Source organism: Peptostreptococcus russellii (genome assembly GCF_900110295.1).
In the GTDB taxonomy this organism is placed as follows: Bacteria; Bacillota; Clostridia; order Peptostreptococcales; family Peptostreptococcaceae; genus Peptostreptococcus; species Peptostreptococcus russellii_A.
Genome location: NZ_FODF01000007.1, coordinates 53,350 through 73,843, shown reverse-complemented (window position 1 = coordinate 73,843; position 20,494 = coordinate 53,350). Strand labels below are relative to the sequence as shown.

General features: G+C 30.7%; 16 protein-coding genes. All 16 read left to right on the top strand.

Annotated elements, in window-relative coordinates:
* Positions 1-51 precede the first annotated feature (51 nt).
* The 16 genes from BMY82_RS05555 to BMY82_RS05480 all read left to right on the top strand — a co-directional run bounded on the left by BMY82_RS05555 (position 52) and on the right by BMY82_RS05480 (position 20,477).
* The gene (locus BMY82_RS05555; protein ID WP_091975569.1) at positions 52-1,119 is read left to right on the top strand and encodes an SPFH domain-containing protein; all 1,068 of its coding nucleotides are present in this window, start codon (positions 52-54) and stop codon (positions 1,117-1,119) included.
* A gap of 301 nt (positions 1,120-1,420) precedes the next feature.
* Positions 1,421-1,774, top strand: a complete 354-nt coding sequence (locus BMY82_RS05550; RefSeq protein ID WP_091975568.1) for a DUF6483 family protein — start codon at positions 1,421-1,423, stop codon at positions 1,772-1,774.
* Between the two features lie 290 nt (positions 1,775-2,064).
* A complete protein-coding gene (locus BMY82_RS05545; RefSeq protein ID WP_091975567.1) occupies positions 2,065-3,564 on the top strand; it encodes a DUF1846 domain-containing protein in 1,500 nt (499 codons plus the stop codon).
* Between the two features lie 323 nt (positions 3,565-3,887).
* On the top strand, positions 3,888-5,126 hold the full coding sequence (locus BMY82_RS05540) for a 30S ribosomal protein S1 (RefSeq protein ID WP_330386683.1): 1,239 nt from the start codon (positions 3,888-3,890) through the stop codon (positions 5,124-5,126).
* A 123-nt stretch (positions 5,127-5,249) separates the two neighbouring features.
* Positions 5,250-6,644, top strand: a complete 1,395-nt coding sequence (locus BMY82_RS05535) for a DUF3329 domain-containing protein (RefSeq protein ID WP_091975565.1) — start codon at positions 5,250-5,252, stop codon at positions 6,642-6,644.
* Positions 6,645-6,660: 16 nt separating this feature from the next.
* Positions 6,661-7,146 carry a Cys-tRNA(Pro) deacylase gene (ybaK, locus tag BMY82_RS05530; protein ID WP_091975564.1) on the top strand — a complete coding sequence of 162 codons (486 nt, stop codon included), beginning with the start codon at positions 6,661-6,663 and terminating at the stop codon, positions 7,144-7,146.
* A 10-nt stretch (positions 7,147-7,156) separates the two neighbouring features.
* Complete coding sequence (locus BMY82_RS05525; RefSeq protein ID WP_091975563.1) at positions 7,157-7,996, top strand: fumarate hydratase; 840 nt, start codon at positions 7,157-7,159, stop codon at positions 7,994-7,996.
* Positions 7,997-8,005: 9 nt separating this feature from the next.
* Positions 8,006-8,536, top strand: coding sequence for a Fe-S-containing hydro-lyase (locus BMY82_RS05520; protein ID WP_091975562.1), 531 nt, complete (start codon positions 8,006-8,008; stop codon positions 8,534-8,536).
* A 27-nt stretch (positions 8,537-8,563) separates the two neighbouring features.
* Complete coding sequence (locus tag BMY82_RS05515) at positions 8,564-9,739, top strand: NAD(P)-dependent malic enzyme (RefSeq protein ID WP_091975561.1); 1,176 nt, start codon at positions 8,564-8,566, stop codon at positions 9,737-9,739.
* Between the two features lie 13 nt (positions 9,740-9,752).
* On the top strand, positions 9,753-10,595 hold the full coding sequence (locus tag BMY82_RS05510) for a CvfB family protein (protein WP_420358842.1): 843 nt from the start codon (positions 9,753-9,755) through the stop codon (positions 10,593-10,595).
* Positions 10,596-10,750: 155 nt separating this feature from the next.
* Positions 10,751-11,500, top strand: coding sequence for a glucosamine-6-phosphate deaminase (nagB, locus tag BMY82_RS05505; protein ID WP_091975559.1), 750 nt, complete (start codon positions 10,751-10,753; stop codon positions 11,498-11,500).
* A gap of 475 nt (positions 11,501-11,975) precedes the next feature.
* Complete coding sequence (gene secA / locus BMY82_RS05500) at positions 11,976-14,339, top strand: preprotein translocase subunit SecA (protein ID WP_091975558.1); 2,364 nt, start codon at positions 11,976-11,978, stop codon at positions 14,337-14,339.
* Positions 14,340-14,341: 2 nt separating this feature from the next.
* Positions 14,342-15,700: a DUF5009 domain-containing protein gene (locus BMY82_RS05495; protein ID WP_091975556.1), complete on the top strand. Its 1,359-nt coding sequence runs from the start codon at positions 14,342-14,344 to the stop codon at positions 15,698-15,700.
* A 13-nt stretch (positions 15,701-15,713) separates the two neighbouring features.
* The gene (locus BMY82_RS05490; protein ID WP_091975554.1) at positions 15,714-17,081 is read left to right on the top strand and encodes a phosphatidylinositol-specific phospholipase C/glycerophosphodiester phosphodiesterase family protein; all 1,368 of its coding nucleotides are present in this window, start codon (positions 15,714-15,716) and stop codon (positions 17,079-17,081) included.
* A gap of 179 nt (positions 17,082-17,260) precedes the next feature.
* Positions 17,261-19,120 carry an N-acetylmuramoyl-L-alanine amidase gene (locus tag BMY82_RS05485; RefSeq protein ID WP_091975552.1) on the top strand — a complete coding sequence of 620 codons (1,860 nt, stop codon included), beginning with the start codon at positions 17,261-17,263 and terminating at the stop codon, positions 19,118-19,120.
* 259 nt (positions 19,121-19,379) lie between these two features.
* The gene (locus BMY82_RS05480; protein ID WP_091975550.1) at positions 19,380-20,477 is read left to right on the top strand and encodes a cell wall-binding repeat-containing protein; all 1,098 of its coding nucleotides are present in this window, start codon (positions 19,380-19,382) and stop codon (positions 20,475-20,477) included.
* Positions 20,478-20,494: the final 17 nt, after the last annotated feature.

Sequence of the window (20,494 nt, the reverse complement as noted above, 5' to 3'; positions counted from 1 at the left end):
ATTTGTAAGAAAGTGTTGAAGAGCACTCTAAATTAGTTGGAGGACATAAAAATGATTAAAAATATATTGACAATAATTATCATAATCTGCTTAATAGTAATAGCAGTGAGATGTATTAGGATAGTAAAACAAGCAAGAGTAGGAATTATAATGAGGCTTGGAAAGTTTCATAAAGAAGCAAAAACAGGCATACATTTTTTAATTCCTTTTGTAGATTCAATGAGCTATATGATAGATCTAAGAGAAGTAGTTATAGATTTTCCACCACAACCAGTTATAACAAAGGACAATGTAACTATGCAAATAGACACAGTTGTCTATTACAAAATAACTGCTCCAAAAAGTTATGTTTTTGAAATAGCGAATCCGATATCAGCGATTGAAAATTTAACAGCAACAACACTTAGAAATATTATAGGTGACTTGGACTTAGATGAAACACTTACTTCAAGAGATCTTATCAATACAAAGATGAGAACTATATTAGACGAAGCTACAGATATTTGGGGAATAAAAGTAAATAGAGTAGAGCTTAAAAACATAATGCCTCCAAAGGATATTCAGGCTGCAATGGAAAAGCAGATGAGAGCTGAAAGAGAGAGAAGAGAATCTATACTTCAGGCAGAAGGTGAAAAGCAGTCTAAAATTCTTATTGCAGAAGGTGAAAAACAATCAGCAATATTAAGAGCTGAAGCTAAGAAAGAGGCAATGATTAGAGAGGCAGAAGGTGAAAGAGAATCTAAAATACTTGAAGCAGAAGGTGAAGCTGCAGCTATTAGGAATACTTACCTAGCAAGAGCAGAAGGTGAAGCATCTATTATACTAAAGACTCAAGAAGCTACTTCAGAAGGTATATTAAAGGTATTTAAGGCTATGAAAGACTCTAATATCGATGATAATATCTTGGCTCTTAAATCTATGGAAGCTCTTGAAAAACTTGGACAAAGTGAATCATCAAAACTTGTACTTCCTTCAGATGCTGTAAACTTCCTAGGAACTTTTAAAGGAATAAAGGAAGTTATGAGTGATGATAAAAAGTTAAGTGATAAAATAGTAGAGGAAGTAAAAGAAATTAGAAAAGATACTTTGGATGGCGAAAATTGCGATAAAGATATCTAATCTATTATTTTAGAAACTAAAAATATATTAATAAATTATATATAGAATAGAATTGTATTAATTAACAGTAAATTTTGATTAAAAAAGATTGTGTATATACCGACCCTAAAAAGTTAGACATAAAAATCTAATGATTGGAGGTCGGTATTTTTATTTTTTAATAATATCAGAAAAAAATAGGCTTTTTTAAACAGTATATCTTATATTAAAAATATATATAAAATATATGGAAATTTTTTATAAAGGATTTGAAATCGTGTATAATAGAGGTTAGGAAATTAAATTGGAAAGGGTGATTTTAATGGGGTTAGTAGATAGATTAAGAAATGAAAATAGAGAAAAAGTTTATAAGGAGCTTTTAGGGAAAAAATATAGTGATATAGATGATTTTAATATTGCATATTCTCCTACAGAAGAGTTTCTTTTAATAACTATAAAAAGATTAGTTTTGGAAAAAAAAATAAATGAAGCTGAAGATGTGTTATTTACAAGCTTGGAAAAAAACAGAAATGATAATATGCTTTGTATTGCAGGAGAGTTTTATACTATGCTTATGGATTTAAGCGATGATGAATTAAAAGAAAATAACTTTACAAGAGCTGAAATTAAAGAAGGAATCAATGATGTAAAGGAGTTGTTTAATGAGTTGAGATAAATGTATATAGAAATATTCAAAAAAGTGTTGAAAATTATTGTAAATTAAACGTTTATTATCATATTAAAAATAAAGAGGTTTTCAGTATAAAAAAATCTTGAATTTTATAAAAAAAGGATGTATAATAAATACTTAGTTAAATTTTGGAAAAAAAACACACAGCAAAAAAGCTGTATGTCAATGTATAAAATAAATTTGTGATGGAATTCTATTTTATTACATTATTTTTGAAATGTCAATAATTTTTCCGAAAATTATCTAAAAATAATTAATGAATTAGGAGTGTACATATGAAAATAGGTTTTGACCACAATAAGTATTTAGAGGAACAATCAAAGTATATATTAGAGAGAGTTAATAACTTTGATAAGCTTTATATTGAATTTGGAGGAAAGCTAATCGGTGATTTACATGCTAAGAGAGTGCTTCCAGGATTTGATGAAAATGCTAAAATTAAAGTACTTAGCCATATGAAAGATCAGGTAGAAGTTGTTATATGCGTATATGCAGGTGACATAGAAAGAAATAAGATTAGAGGAGATCTTGGTATTACATATGATATGGAAGTTATGAGATTGATAGATGATTTAAGAGGATATAATCTTGATGTTAATTCAGTTGTAATTACTAGATATGAAAATCAACCCGCAGCTACTATGTTTATAAACAAGCTTGAAAGAAGAGGAGTAAAAGTTTATAAACACAGACCTACTAAGGGGTATCCTACAGATGTTGACACAATAGTAAGTGAGGAAGGTTTTGGAGCAAATCCTTATATAGAAACTACAAAACCTATAGTTGTAATGACAGCACCAGGACCAAATAGTGGTAAGCTGGGAACTTGCTTGAGTCAGCTTTATCATGAAAACAAAATGGGAAAAGAATCTGGGTATTCAAAATATGAAACATTCCCAGTTTGGAATCTTCCTTTAAAACATCCAGTAAATATAGCTTATGAAGCTGCTACTGTAGATCTAAAAGATGTAAATATGATAGACTCATTCCATCTTGAAAAGTATGGTGAAACAACTGTTAATTATAATAGAGACCTTGAATTATTCCCTGTTCTTAAGAAAATAATAGAAAAGATAACAGGCAGAGAAAGTATGTTCCAGTCGCCTACAGATATGGGTGTAAACAGAGTTGGATTTGGAATAATAGATGATGAAGTAGTTAGAGAAGCTTCTATTCAAGAGATAATAAGAAGATATTTCAAGACTCTTTGTGAATATAAAAAGGGTGGAATAGATAAAGACGCAGTTTCAAGAATGAAGATGATAATGGAAGAACTTGGTTTAAAGGGCGAAGATAGAGAGGTTGTCAATGTAGCTAGAGCTTATAGAAGTAGCGATTGCCAACACGAAGATGAAAGTTGTCCTGCAGTAGCTCTTGAACTTGAGGATAAAACTATGATAACAGGAAAATTTTCTAGTTTAATGAATGGTTCTGCAGCAGTAATATTAAATGCAATTAAATATCTTGCAGAAATACAAGATGATATGCACTTAATATCGCCACTTGTTCTTGAGCCAATTATAGATTTAAAGAAAAATACATTAAGTAGTAGAAATGTATCTCTTAGTGCAGAGGAAGTTCTAATGGCATTAAGTATTAGTGCGGTTACAAATCCAGTTGCTAAGTATGCTATGGATAAGTTGCCACAGTTAAAAAATTGTCAGGCTCATTCAACAGTTATACTTTCTAAAAATGATGAACAGGTATTTAGAAAGTTAGGAATAGATGTAACTTGTGATGATGAATTTTTATCAACAAATCTATTTGAAGGTTAAAATTAAATAGTTTATAGTAGGGACATCTTAGAAATAAATTTAAGATGTCCTTTTTTATTTTGTAAAATAGCTTGTGATATTGTTCCTATAGTAGAGTGAAAGATGAGAAAGATAATGAAAATCTATAAAATTTGTTTATTTATAGTAAAGATTCTAAGAAAAAACCATAAATTTTGTTCATTTTCGATAAAAAGAGTGTTTTATTACCTATAAATCAGGGAAAAAATATATTAATAATGGAATTCAACGGAATTTCTAAAATTTATTTAAAAATATGAAAATTAGACTGTATTATATTGTGTAGGATATGCTATAATAGTTATATGGATATTACGCAGCGAAAGGATGTTATTATAATGGAAAACAATTTAACAATGCAAGAACTACTTGACATGCAAGAACAGGAGTTAAGTAAAATTAATGTTGGTGATGAAATCACTGGAAAGGTAACACAAGTAAACAACGATAGTTTAGTCTTAAAGCTAAACGTTGACTTTGACGGTGTTATACCTGAAGGAGAACTTAATCTTGACAAGGGTCAGAGTATAGCAGATGTTTACAAAATAGATGATGAGGTTACTGGAATTATAACTAATATTAGCTATAAAGATGCTACTATTAAGATTTCAAGATTAAAGCTTGAACAACAGAATGATATTAAGGAATTAACAGATGCTTTAGAACAGCATACAAAGATTATGGTTCATTCATTTAAGGCTCTGGAAAGAGGTTTATATGTAAGTTATAAGTCTCATACTATGTTTATGCCTATATCACAGATTGACACAAGATTTGTTAAGGATACAAATGAATATGTAGGTCTTGATATGGAATGTTATGTAAAGGAAGTTAATCCTAGAAAGAATAGAATCATCGTATCTCATAGAGAAGTAGCTCAGGAAATTCTTGATGAAGAAAGAAAAGCTAAGAGAGAACAGAGAAAGGCTGAAAGAGAAGAATTATTCAATTCACTTGTTCCAGGAGAAAAGAGAGCTGGTAAGGTTACTAATATAATGCCTTACGGTGCATTTATAGATCTTGGTGGAATAGAAGGTCTTGCTCATATAAACAACCTTTCTTGGACAAGAGTAGAATCAGTAGAATCTGTTCTTAGCGAAGGACAGGAAGTTGAAGTATTCATTCAGAGTGTTGACCCTGAAACTCAGAGAATAGCTTTATCTCTAAAGAATCCTGATGAAGATCCATGGAAGCTTATAGCAGATGAAGTACATATGGGTTCAGTAGTTGAAGCCAAAGTTCTTAGAATAATTGACAAGGGTGCTTTCGTAGAAGTTAAGGAAGGCGTTGAAGCTTACTTACCTATAGGTGAATTAAGTGAAAAGAGAGTTAACAAGGTAGAAGACATTGTTAATATCGGTGATACTGTTAAGGCAGCAATTATAAAGTTCAACCCTGAAAATAAGAGAATGATGCTTTCAATAAGAGAACTGACAAGAGAACCTGAAGAAGATTTAAGTCAGTATATGTCAGTTGGTGACGATACAATAGGAAATATTGGTGAAGTATTAAAAGAAAAGACAACTTCTCTAGACGAAGAATAAAATATTTAAAATATAAAGACTAGATTGTGAAAGAAGAGGGGGTGCAAATGCTACCCCCTTTTTTATAGCTATTTACATATTTAATATAAGTTAGTTGGAGAAATTGGAATTTAGGAGATTAAAATGAACAGAAAAATAAATGTAAATCGTAGCTTTATTGTTTCGATCTTGTTTGTTTTTGCACTAATGGTTATTTTGAATATGAATACCGTATTTGTTGCAGATGATTTTAACAATATGTTTACTATGGATAATGAAAAAATAACCAACATATTCCAGGTTTTTAGTAACCAAGCAAAAAGATATTATAATACAAATGGTAGAATTTTAGCGCATACAATAGGTGAAATTATTCTAATATTTAATAAAAATATAATTAATATTGTTGATTCAGCAGGTTTTTGTGCTCTTATGTATTTAATGTATAAATTTAGTACGCTTAATGATTTTTATGGGATAGATATAGGTTACAAACACAATAGAAAGGTAATAAAAAAGAACAAATATGGGAGACATATATATAAAACAATGTTCTTTTTAAATGTATTTTTTCTAGTTTGGAAATTTACACCTGTCTTTGGACAGGACTTTCTGTGGATAATTGGCGCTGCGAATTATATGTGGACTAATGTAATACTTTTATCAGCTCTTTTAATAGCAAGAAAAGTAACAGTTCTTGATTATAGAGTGAGAAGTATTAAGTCTATGGTTTTTACTATATTTATATCGCTTCTTGCAGGAATGACAAATGAAAATTCAGTTCCTGCACTTTTAACTATATATGTATACTATATAGTCAAAATGATGAAGGAAAAACATAAAGAATTGCCAACTTTAATTTTGATGTTTATAAGTAGTTTTGCAGGATTTATAGTTATGATTACAGCTCCTGGAAATTTTGTAAGAATGTCATTTTTTAAAGAGTCAGAGATTATGCTAGTTAGGTATTTTAATAGACTTCAAAGAATAAGTGAGGCATTTTCTGAGCATTTTACAGTTATTTTAATAATTGTTTTGATTATAGCGTTAATAGCAAGAATTATAGATTTGAAGAAAAGTTTTGAGACAGAAGCTTATATAGTGGCAGCATTAGTGTCATATTTTTCAATGATAATGGCTCCGACTTTCCCACCGAGAGCTATGGTGATAACATTAATATTATTTATAATATCTATAGTTATGAATATTTCGGTTATAGGAAGATTCAATATTAATATAGCAATGGGAATTTTATCTATAGGAATAGTACTTGGAGGAGTTTATTTTGCCAAGACTTACTTTGAAGCAGTTAAAGATGCAGGAGAATATGTTTCAAAATACAGTGCAAGAGAGATAATAATAAAAGATAGCAAAAATATGGGACGCTTTGAGAATATAAGGGTTCCAGCAGTAGAGACAGACAATCCATATTGTGCGGCATATGGTCTAGGGGATTGTGAAGAAGATAAAAATAATTGGATAAACGAAGCTATTGCCAGATATTATGGAGTTAATTCAATTATTTTAAGAAAAAAGTAGAAGAGGTGTTGTGTTAATGGCTAAGAAAAAAGTAAAGACAAATGCTATGAGAATACTTGAATCTGAAGAAATAGAGTATCAGGAGCATTCTTATGAAGCTGATAAAGATCATGTTGATGGGGTGAGCGCTGCTCAAAGTATTGGGAAAGATCCAGCAACTGTATTTAAAACTCTTGTAACACAGGGAAGTAGCAAAGAATTTTTTGTATTTGTTATACCTGTAGCCGAAACACTTGATATGAAAAAGGCAGCAAAAGCTTGTAAAGAAAAGAAAGTGGAAATGATTCATGTAAAAGACATTAATAAGATTACTGGTTATATAAGAGGTGGTTGTTCGCCTATAGGTATGAAGAAGTTATATTCAACATATATAGATTTGTCTGGAGAAAAACTAGACAGTATAACAGTAAGTGCTGGAAAAATAGGATTTCAGATTGAATTAAAGCCTGAAGACTTGAAAAAGGTAGCTAAAGCAGAGTTTGCAGACTTAATAATAAATTAGGAGTGAAGATATGAGAACTATTGATTCAAAACTCATTGAAAATGCAGTGAGGGACATGTGTGTTGATGGATGTGTAAATCTAGATGAAAGTGTAATAGAGAGCTTTAAGAGCAATAAAGAAAAAGAAACTTCAGATATTGCAAAGAATATATTAGATATTTTAATCGAGAATGCTCAAATAGCGAAAGAAACAAAAAAACCTTTATGTCAGGATACTGGTATGGCGGTATTTTTTGTAAAGATAGGTCAAAATCTTCATATTGAGGGAGATAATATAACAGATGCCATAAATAAAGGTGTAAGTAGAGCTTATACAGAAGGTCATTTAAGAAAATCTGTGGTTACTCCAATAGATAGAAAAAATACAAAAGATAATACACCCGCAATTATACATTATGATATTGTAGATGGAGAAAATTTGGAAATTGAATATGCGGCAAAGGGATTTGGCAGCGAAAATATGAGTCGTATGAAAATGTTAAAACCATCAGATGGTTTAGAAGGTATAAAGGAATTTATATTAGATACAGTTTACAAGGCAGGACCGAATCCATGTCCTCCAATTGTTGTAGGTGTAGGTATAGGTGGTACCGTCGATAAGTGTGCCCAAATAGCTAAAAAAGCTCTTTTTAGAGAGATTGGAGAGCATAATAGCGACGAGTTTATCAAGAACTTGGAAGAAGAGATGCTTGAAAAGGTAAATGAATTAGGTATAGGAGTTCAAGGTCTAGGGGGAAGTACAACTGCACTTGCAGTAAATATAGAAAGTTTCCCTACTCATATAGCAGGTCTTCCTGTAGTAGTAAATATTAATTGCCACTCGTCAAGACATAAGAAAATTGTTTTATAGGAGGAGCAAATGATAGAATTAAAAACACCTTTTTCAGAAGAAGAGATAAGAAATTTAAAAGCAGGGGATATAATTAAACTTAGTGGAACTTTATATACTGCAAGAGATGCAGCACATAAAAGAATGTGTGAATCTATAGAAAGTGGAGACAAATTGAAATTTGATCCCAAGGGGCAAGGAATTTATTATGTTGGACCGTCACCTGCCAAGCCAGGAGAAGTAATAGGTTCTGCAGGTCCTACTACTAGCTATAGAATGGATGATCTAACTTTGCCATTATTGGAAAATGGATTAAAAGTAATGATTGGTAAGGGAAAAAGAGCAGATAAAGTAATCCAAGGAATGAAAAAATATAATGCAGTATATCTTGTTGCCATAGGGGGAGCAGGAGCATATATATCAAATTGTATAAAAGAATGTGAAGTAATAGATTACGAAGATCTTGGAGCAGAAGCTTTGAGAAAGTTGAAAGTAGAAGATATGATTCTCACTGTGTGTATTGATTCAGAAGGTAATAACTTGTACGAACAGACAAAATAAATGCAAAAAAGATTTAAGGAGATTGTTATGAATTATTCAGAAGAAGCTTTAAGAGTTCATGAAGAAAAAAAGGGTAAAATTGAAGTAGTCAGCAAGGTAAAGGTAGAAAATAAAGATGACTTGTCTATTGCATATACTCCAGGTGTAGCACAGCCATGTCTTAAAATAAAGGAAAATAAAGAAGATGTTTATAAATATACATCAAAAGGAAATATGGTAGCTGTAGTAAGTGATGGATCAGCGGTTTTAGGTTTAGGAAATATTGGTGCGGAAGCATCAATACCTGTAATGGAAGGAAAGGCAATACTTTTTAAAGAGTTTGCTAATGTAGATGCTTTTCCAATATGTTTAGCTACTCAGGATGTAGAAGAAATAGTTAAGACAGTGAAAATGATAGAGCCTATGTTTGGTGGTATAAATCTTGAAGATATTTCAGCACCGAGATGTTTTGAAGTAGAAAATAGGCTAAAAGAAGAACTTAATATACCTGTATTTCATGATGATCAGCACGGTACAGCTATAATTGTTACAGCAGGTATAATAAATGCTGTAAAACAGCTCCCAGATAAGGAAATGGAAGATTTAGAAGTAGTAATAAACGGTGCAGGTGCTGCTGGAATTGCAATTTGTAAGATGCTTTTAAATATGAATGTAAAAAATGTTGTACTTTGCGATAGATATGGTATTCTTGAAGAAGATACTGAAGGAATAAACTGGGCTCAAAAAGAAATGTTAAAATACACAAATAAAAATAATGAAAAGGGAAGTTTAGTTGATGCAGTAAAGGGCAAGGATGTATTTATAGGAGTTTCTCGTCCTAAGATGTTGACTCCTGAAATGATAGATACAATGAACGACAAGCCAATAGTATTTGCAATGGCGAATCCGGAGCCAGAAATAATGCCTGATGAAGCGAAAAAATCTGGGGTATTTATTATGGGAACAGGAAGAAGTGATTTTCCAAATCAAGTAAATAATGTATTAGCTTTCCCAGGAGTATTTAAAGGTGCATTAGAATGTAGGGCATCAGAAATAAATGAAGAAATGAAGGTTGCTGCAGCAAAAGCAATAGCAGACTTTGTAGAAGAAGATGAATTGGGAAGAGAAAAAATACTTCCAATGGCATTTGAAGCTGGAATAGCAGAAACAGTGGCAAAAGCCGTAAAAGAAGCTGCTATAAAGACAGGCGTAAATAGAATTTAGTGAGGTAGAAAAATTGATGGAAGTTGGAAAAATAAATAAATTAAAGGTAACTAAGAAAAGTGAATATGGATACTTTCTTAAGGGAGAAGAGGAAGAAAAAGAAATATTAATACCTTATGGAAATATTGTAGATGAAGAATCTGTTCAAGTAGATAATGATGTTGAAGTATTTGTATATAGGGATTCAAAGGGAAGATTAATAGCTACTCAAAAAACTCCAAAGGCTATGGCTGGAGAAGTTAAGATATTGAAGGTAGCGGACAATACTGAAATAGGAAGTTTCCTTGATATAGGCTTAGAAAGAGATGTATTAGTACCTTTTAGAGAAAAGAAGTATTTGATTTTAGAAGATGAAAAATATCCTTTCTATATATATGTAGATAAAAGTGGTAGACTTGCAGCTACAACAGATGTAGATATACACCTATCAACAGATAGCGATTTGAAAATAGGAGATACTTGCAATGGCTATGTATATGGATTTCAAACAAATAAAACAGCTCTTGTTTGTATAGAACCTAATATAGCAGGTATAATATTAAGAGATGAATATTATAGGACTCTTAAAGAAGGAGATTATTTAAAAGATCTTAGAGTTATAAAAATATATGAAGATGGAAAGCTAGGTTTATCTACAAGAGGAGAAAGAAAAGAAGAAATGGATTCTTTAGAAAATAGAATACTAAGCTATCTGGAAGGAAATGATGGATTTATGAGATTTAATGACAAATCTGATCCAGAAGATCTTAGAATAGTATTCAACACAAGTAAGAAGAATTTTAAAAGAACTCTTGGTACTATGATGAAGAATAAAAAGATAAGACAAGATGAAGAAGGTACTTGGCTTATAAAATAAAGAAAGAATTTATAGATAAAAATAAAATTTGAAAATAAATTGCAAAGAAGTATTCAAAAATGAAAAAGATTGCCTTGAATTAATTTTAATTTATGACTATAATATAAGTATAGTATAAAAACTTATAAAAATAATAACGAGAGAGAGGGATTTTTGTGAAAATTTACGTTTGCAAAAACTATGAAAAAATGAGTGCTTTAGCAGCTAATTATGTGGCTGCACAGGTTTTAATGAAGCCTGAATCAGTACTAGGGCTTGCTACAGGTTCAACACCAATAGGTATGTATGAAGAACTTGTAGACAAATATCAGAATGAAGGAATATCTTTTAAGGATGTAACTACATTTAATCTTGATGAATACATTAACTTGCCAAAAGAAAATGAAAACAGTTATTATACATTTATGCATGATAATCTTTTTGACAAAATAGATGTTAAAGAGGAAAATATAAATATTCCTGATGGAAATGTAGAAGATTTTGAAACATATTCTAAGGAATTTGAAAATAAAATAAAAGAATGTGGTGGAATAGATATACAGGTTCTAGGAATAGGAAATAATGCACATATAGGATTCAATGAGCCTGATGATCATTTTTCAAATACTACTGGTGTAGTAAAACTCACAGAAAGTACTATACTTGCCAATTCAAGATTCTTTGACTCAGAAGAAGAGGTTCCTAAGAAGGCAATAAGTATGGGAATAGGAACAATTGTAAGAACAAAGAAGATATTACTACTTGCATCTGGTAAGGGAAAAGCTGAAGCTATATACAAGACTGTATGTGGACCTGTGAAGCCAGAAGTTCCAGCATCAATTCTTCAGTTCCATAATGACGTAGTAGTAATAATAGATGAAGAAGCTGCATCATTACTTGATGAATCTATTTACGAGAGAGTTTAATATTTAACGTTAGGGAAAAAATAACGTGCAAAAAATCATAAAAGCGATTATAATAGAGTTAATGACGTTATAATTATTTATGATGTTGTCGTTTGACTCCCAACGATTTGTTGTAGAGGAAAAACACCACTAATTTAGTGGTGTTTTTCCTTTTCATGCAATTTATTTATATAACTTCTAGTTTGTTTATAAATAAAAAGTATGCTAGTATAGTGAATTACAGGAAATCCTATTTTTTGTAAAAAAAAAGAACGGTTGAAATAACTCAACCCCTCTTTTTTCGTGAGAAATACTTAAAAAGAAATGTAATTTTTTAAGTACCTTTATTATACAATAAGTTAGTCAAAAAGTCTAATAAATTTTATTACAAACTTGCATATTGTGATATAATAAAATAGATTTGTTATTTAGATACTGCTTTCTAGTAGTGTTTTCAGATAAAGATAGAAGTAATAAAATAGAAAAGGAGAAATGTATGTCGTTTTTAGATAAATTTTTAAGCAATCAGGATAATGCTGAAATTAAAAAGCTTAATAAAATAGTAGATAAAATAGAAGCTCTTGAAGAGGGAATTGCATCTTTAACAGATGAAGAACTTGCAGCCAAAACTCAAGAATTTAAAAAAAGACTTTCAAAAGGAGAAACAATAGATGATCTTTTGGAAGAAGCTTTTGCAGTTGCAAGAGAAGCTACAAAGAGAGTTTTAGGAATGAGACAGTATAGAGTTCAGTTGATAGGTGGTATAGTTCTTCACCAAGGTAAAATAGCAGAGATGAAGACTGGTGAAGGTAAGACACTTGTAGCAGTGGCACCATGCTATTTAAATGCACTTACAGGTGAAGGTGTACATGTAATTACAGTAAATGACTACCTTGCAGAACGTGATGCGTATACTGTAAGACCAGTATTTGATTTCTTAGGTATGACAGTTGGAACAATAATAACAGGTCAAGATCCTAATTTAAGAAGAAAGCAATATGCTTGTGATATTTCTTATGGTACAAACTCAGAATTTGGATTTGATTATTTAAGAGATAATATGGTAACTGAAAAGGCTGGAAAGGTTCAGGCTAAGCTAAATTACTGTATAATAGATGAAGTTGACTCTATATTAATAGATGAAGCTAGAACTCCTCTTATAATATCTGGAGAAGGAGACCCTGTTACTGATTTATATATTAGAGCAGATGAGTTTGTAAAGACAATAACAGAAGAAGATTATGATTTAGATAAAAAAGAACACACAGTTTCTTTTACTGAATCAGGATTTAAAAAAGCTGAAGACTATTTCAAAATAAGAAAAATCACAAATATAAATAACATGGCTATATATCATCATATAAACCAAGCTTTAACTGCACATAAATTAATGAGCATAGATGATGATTATGTTGTCAAGGATGGAGAAGTATTTATAGTAGATGAATTTACAGGAAGAATAATGGATGGTAGAAGATTCTCAGATGGTCTTCATCAAGCTCTTGAAGCAAAAGAAAGAGTTGAAATAAAGGCAGACAATAAAACTATGGCTACTGTAACTTATCAGAATTTCTTTAGAATGTATGCTAAAATGTCAGGTATGACAGGTACAGCAAAGACAGAAGAAGGAGAATTTGAACAGACATATAGAATGAATGTTGTACAGATTCCAACTAATAAGCCAGTAATAAGAAAAGATTTAGATGATAAGGTATATGCTACAGAAAAACAAAAATTTGCAGCAGCAGTAGAAGAAATAAGCAAGGTACACGCAACAGGTCAACCTATGCTTGTCGGTACTGCAACTGTTGAAAAGTCTGAATATTTATCAGACCTTTTAAAGAAAAAAGGTTTAAAGCATCAGGTTCTTAATGCTAAAAACAATAAAACAGAAGCTGAGATAATAGAAAAAGCTGGTGAAATTGGCGCTATAACTATAGCTACAAATATGGCTGGTAGAGGTACAGATATAAAACTTGGAAATGGCGATAGTGAAATGGAAGAAAAGGTAAAGGCATTAGGTGGACTTTACGTTTTAGGTACAGAAAGACATGAATCAAGAAGAATAGATAATCAGCTTAGAGGTAGAGCTGGTAGACAGGGAGATCCAGGGGTATCAAGATTTTTCGTAAGTATTGAAGATGAAATTATCAAGCTTTATGGTGGAGCTGCTATTGAAAAGGTTGGTAAAAAACTAAAGCCAGACAAGTATGGAGCAATATCTAGCAAGAAGTTAAGTAGGGCTATTGAAAATGCACAAAAGGGTATAGAAGGTAAGAATTTCGAACAGAGAAAAGATGTACTAAAGTATGACAATGTAATAGATAAACAGAGAAAAGTCATATATGCTGAGAGAGACAAGGTTCTTGATGGTGTAGACCTTACAGAAACAATAATGCATATGGTAAATTTAACAATAGATGAGTATGTAGAAAAATATATAAATTGCAAACCTAGAAACTATTTTAAGTTCTATAAGGGACTGTATAATTCATTTATGCCAGACGGAACGATAATAATTCCAGATGCAAAGGATCTTTCAAATGAAGAAATTGCAAAAAATGTAAAAGATATTGCAAGAAGAGTATATGACTTAAAATCAATGTTGATAGGTGAGAGTATTTTTGCAGAAGAACAAAAGAAAATACTTTTAAAAGTTGTAGATAATTATTGGGTTGATCATATAGACCTTATGGATCAGATGAGACAGAGTGTAGGATTAGTGTCAGTAGCTCAGAAGGACCCAGTAAAAGAATATACAATAGAAGCATACAATATGTTCGAAACTCTAAATAAAAAAATAAGATTGGAGACACTAAAGTTTGTGTTCTCTTTTGAGGGTTTAGGTGAAGAAGAATAAAAATGGAAACTATTAATGAAGCGAAAATCAAAATAAAATTTTATAAGAAAATTGCTGATTTAAAAAGTAAATATAAGGAAAAAAGAGAGTTCGATAAAAAATATGAAAATTTAAGAATAAATTCAATAGATTTTCTTAGAGGGATATTGGTAATATTTACTATATTTCTAATATCCCAGGGATTAGAAGGAAATATAGAGAAGACTTTTATTATTTCAAAATGGAATGGCTTTAATATAGCAGATATTTTGCTTCCGTTTTTTTTACTGATAATGGGGATGTCAATTCCTTTTTATGTGAAAAAAAACCACCAGGAAGGTAAGATTATAGCTGAAATTTCTAGATCTATATTTAAGAGGGCTGTAATAATTTTTGTTATAGGTCTAATATATAGTATCTTGTTTTTACAGTCTAAAGCTAATGTAAGATTGACAGGACCATATCAACTAATTGCTATAAACTATTTATTATGTTCCATGATATATATAGGATTTCTTAAAAAGAAAATAAAAAATAATGCTTTAACATATATCTTTATATCTTTAGGAGCGATATTGTCACTTATTTTTACTATTGTAGCATTTAAAAATGGTGCAGGAATAGAAAAAAGTGTATTTACAAGTGTAGATAAGTCTGTCCTAAAAGGATTTGCAAGTTCTGCAGCAGCAGATCCAGAAGGTTTACTTGCTACTTTTTCAGCAATACCTATTACTATGTATGGTATTTCAATAGGTTGTATACTAAATAAAAAGCCAATTGAACATAAAAAATATGTAAGATATAAGAGAACACATATGATAAAAGAACATGGTTTTAGCAAAGAGAATTTATTGATTGATATGAAGAGCAGATTCAATCTGAAATCAATTAAGTCTTTTTTAAGTAATTACTATAGAATAAATAATGAAGCAAAAAAAATAGTGAATTTATTTGTATTGGGACTTCTTATGTATATTTTATCAGCAATAACGGGAGCATGGATTCCGATGAACAGAAATGTATTCAGTTTACCATTTGTTTTGAGATGCTGTGCTATAATGTTTTTTGTCATAGATATTTTTTATATACTTTTTGACATAATAAAACTTGATTTTGGCACAAAGTTAGTTAGAAGAATAGGGCAAAATGCCTTATTTGTAACGATTACAATTTCTGCTATAAATGGAATAATAAATCTAATAAAGATAAAATCTATTTATACGGGGACTTGGTTGCATTTTAATAATTGGTTTACAACGGATTTTATACTTCCTATAACAGGAATAGAAAAGGCGTCTACAGTATACGCTCTAGTGCTTACTGTAATATGGGTCTTATTACTTAATCTTTTAGATAAGTATGATATAAAAATTAGTATATAGTAGTGGGGGAAATATGTTTAAGAAAGTAGGGAAAGAAAGACTAAAGCTCAGAATTAAAAAAATAGTGATTCTGATGACATCTTTGCTTCTGATACTTGGCCTTTTCAAACTATTCCACTATTATGGAACACAAAGAAAGCTAATATCGGAATTTAAAGATACTAAAATAAGAGAAAGACTAATAATAAATAACAAGCAAGCTCAAATGAACAAGCCCTATAAAATAAGAAATGATATAGTCTATGTGCCGGTTCTTGAGCTTTGTAAAAACTTTAATACGCAGGCAAGTTACAAGTTTCTTCCAAAAGGTGGAATTGAACTGAAATATAGAAAAGCCACTTATCTGCTAAAAAGAGGTTCTAATGAAGTAAGATTTAAAAACAATAAAAATGTTGTGAAGATGGATGGTATAGTACAGTATATGGATGATACCCTATATGTGCCACTAGATTTTATTTATAAAATTCTTGATGTCAATGTTGTACAGGCAAATGATGGTACAGTCTACATGGATAATTATCCTAAGAAGTTTAATTATTCTTGGGTAAAGGAGAATAGATATATAGCTCATGCACTTGGAGGCATAAATGGAAATACATATACAAATTCAAGAGAAGCATTGGAAAGAAGTTATCAAAGAGGGTTGAGAGTTATGGAGGCAGATATGTCCCTTTCTTCTGATGGAAAGTTAATACTTCTTCATTCCACAGATGCGGAAAGTTTAGCTAATTTAGGACTTCCAATGTCTTGGAAAAATAAGATGCCAACGGAAAAAGAATTCTTAAATACTAAGATAATGAATACTTACCATACTATGAATTTTGAAGAACTTGCAAAATACATGAAAGAACATCCAGATATGTATTTGGTAGTAGACTTGAAAAATAATGATATAAAAGAAGTTGAGAGATGCTATAAGGAACTTGTAAAAATAGCGAAAAATGTAGATAAATCGGTATTGGATAGGATAATACCTCAGATATATTATCAGGAAATGTATAAACCTGTAATGAATATTTACAACTTTAAGTCTATGATATTTACAACTTATAGAATGGAAGAATTAGAAGTAAATAAAATAGTAGACTTTTCTTATGAGCATGGTATAAAGATTGTTGCTGTGAATAAGTTTAAGTTCTCAAAGGAACTTACTAACAAACTAGTAGATAGAGGCATAAGCCTGTATATGTTTACATATAACGATCAAGAAGTAGTCAACAGACTTAGAAATAACTATGTTAGCGGATTTTATACTGACTTCCTTCCGAAAGAAAAGATAGAAAGAGATGATGAGGGTAGAGTTATTGTAAACAAAAACTTAGAAAACCCAGAAGAAAATACTAATTCTCAAAATGGAGATAGTAATTCTCAAAGTCAGTAGACAGGCGCTTTTCAAGAAAAAATAATAGAAATAAAAAAGTATAGCTACCTAAAAAGCTGAAAAATAGTTACAAATTGTAACTTGTGTGCTATAATAAAGCAGTGAAGGCATTAAAAGAAGAGACGATTATTACATAATGTAACTTTTAAGAGTATGTTTTAGAAAGAGAGGTAGAGGGATTGAAAAAAATTAGAAAAAAGTTTTTGGCGGTAATGCTTTCGATTTCTATGCTAGCTGCAGCTATTTCTCCGTCGGTATTTGCAGATGAAGTTGCAAATGTTGACAACAATAGCGTTAAAGCAGAAGAAAGCATTGATAGTGAAACTATAAATGACAAAAGCTTAAATGATGACAAAGCAACATCTTTGTCGGAAGAAAAAGCAACAACAGAAGATGCTACTTCTTCGGAGGATGTATTGAATAGTGACTACTCTAAAGGTGGCTCTATATTCAAATCAATATATGGAGCTGATAGATATGAAACAGCTGTTAAGGTAAGTCAAGAAGGTTGGAAAAATGGAGCGGACACAGTTATTGTGGTAAATGGAAAAGATACAATAATGGGGATAATAGCTACTCCTTTGGCAACTACACACAATGCACCAATATTACTTGCACAAGAAAATTATATACATGGTAGTGTTTTAAATGAGTTGAAAAGATTAAAACCAAAGACCATATATATGATAGGCGATAGAAATCATTTATCCAAGCAAGTATCAGATAAAATGAAAAATGCAACTGGAGCCAATATGATAAGAATATTTGGTCAGTACCCAGGCGAAGTTTCAGCTAATGTTGCAGAGAATATAGCAAAGTCGAAATCAGTCGATACAGCCTATATTGTCAGCATAACAAATGGAGTTGCAGATGCTCTTTCAATATCTGCAAAAGCTGGAGATACAAAAAATCCTGTGATAGTTGTAGATCAGAACTATATAAATACAAATGCGATGAACTTTCTTAAGAAACATACATCGACAGTATATTATATAGGTGGAGAGGACTCCATATCCAACAAACTTATAAACCAAATAGATGCGTCGGTAAAAGATGCCGGTAATATAAACAGGATATATGGCAGTGACAGGCATTCGACAAATGTAAGTGTAATAAATAGATTTTACAAGGACTCAGTCCTTCCAGGTGTGGTAATTACAAAGTCAGAAAATGCAGGTCTTATAGATACTGTTCCAGCAGGTCCATTTGCTGCTAAGAATAATGCACCAATTATAATAACAGGTAAAAATTCCATAGCAAAAGTAACAATGGGACTATTAGATGCTAGAAAAACTGATAATATCTATCAAATAGGTGGAGGTATTAGTTCTTCAGTAAGCAACACTATAAAGTCCAAGTTAAAGGAAATTATAAAAAATGAGGAGGCTGCAAAACCTCAACCAGCACCACAGCCAACTCCTCAACCACAACCTACACCACAACCGGATAGTAATCCTGGTGTAGTTAGTTCCATAAAGGGTAAAAAGATAGTAATAGACCCAGGACATGGAGGAAGCGATAGTGGAGCAATAGGAATGTATGGGGTAAGAGAGAAGGATTGGACACTTAAAACTGCTCTTGCTTGTGCAGACTATCTAAAGAAGGCAGGAGCTAATGTAATCTTAACAAGAACTGGAGATACATATCCGACACTTCCAGATAGAGCAAACTTGAGCAATAGTAAGAATGCAGATTTCTTCTGTAGTATACATTACAATAAGGGTGGTAACCCAATTAACCCATCTAATCAAGAGTACAGTGGTACTGGAGTAGAGGTTTATAAGGGTGGTGGAACAATGGCTAATAAATCTGCGAAAAATGTTCTTAACAGTATACTTTCCTCTTTTGACCTAAAAAATAGAGGTGTAAAAGACGGATCTCATCTTTATGTAATAAGAAGCACTAATGCCCCTGCAATACTTGTAGAAGGTGGATTTGTTTCAAACAGAAAGGATGTTAGTCTTTTAAATAATGATAACGCATTAAAGAAAATGGGAATTCAGATTGCTAAGGGAATTATAGCAGCATTCTCAAATTAATAAATAGAATTTCAAACATGGTCGATATATATCGACCATGTTTTTTATTTCTAGAAAGTTTTTTAATTGAATCTAAATAGTTGTAAAATTTTCTTCATAATTAAAAAATATCTTGAAAACATCTACTTTTATAAAATAATAGCAAGAGATAATTTCAGATATAATATAAAGTAAAGTCGATTACAGTTTTAAAAAATAGTAATATATAGTATAATATAAAGGTAAAACGCGAGAAAAAAAGAGACTTAGGAGAAGAGGAATGAAGAAATATTTAAAATATATACTACTGATTGTAATTCTAGTGCTAGGATACAAGGTAGGTGGAAAGATACTTGATAAGCTATACTTATCAAGATATGATATTATAGACTATACTGGAGAAACTAGGTACACTACGGTAAATAAGAGTATAGAAAAGAAATTTAAAAAATCAGATACAGCAATTTTGGTTAATACAGATTATCTGCAGCAGGCAATTTCTATAGCACCTTATGCATATTCAAAGAACTTACCTGTTTTTTATATTGAAAAGAATAGAATATTACCACCGACATATGATGAAATGGAAAGACTTGGAGTTAAAAAAGTTATTTTAATAGGTGGGGTAAATTATATTTCGAATGCAGTTGAAAGATCTTTAGATAGATACGGTTATAAGTACGATAGAATAATAGATTCAAAGGGCGTGAATTTATCTTTAAACATAGCTGAAAAAATGAATAAAGATAAAAAAGTAAGTGAAATAGCAGTTGTTTCAGATGATGAAATGGACCTACCTAATGGAATATCTTTTATTCCATATGCAGATGTAAACAATATTCCAATATTTGTAACTAACAATGATGAAAAAGATATTTTAAAAATAGAGGAATTTGCAAGAAAAAATAATATTAAAAAGACATATCTTATAGGAAATGATAATTATTATAATAATAATATCGAAAAAATACTTCCTAATGTTGAAAGAATTGCAGGAGAAGATAGATATGATGTAAATAGAAATATAATGAATCGTTTCTACAAAGATAAGAGCATAAAGAAGGTATTTATATCAAAGGGTGGAGAACTTATGCACAAAAGACATATTGCAGTAGGTCAGCTTATCAATGCACTTTCGGTAACGCCTCTTGCAGCTGATAGCAAAGCACCTTTGATGTATATTCAAGAAAGTTATTTTTCTTCAGATGAAGCTAAGATAATTAAGGAAAAAGGATATAAAGAAATAAATCAAGTAGGTTTTAGAATAGAGAGAAGAAACTTCTTTAATGTTGAAAGGTTCAAAACACTTACTACAGTTTTATTAGTAATAATTGCACTAGTTATGGCAGCCAGAGTATATAGATACAAATTAAGATAGATAAAGATTACAAAAGC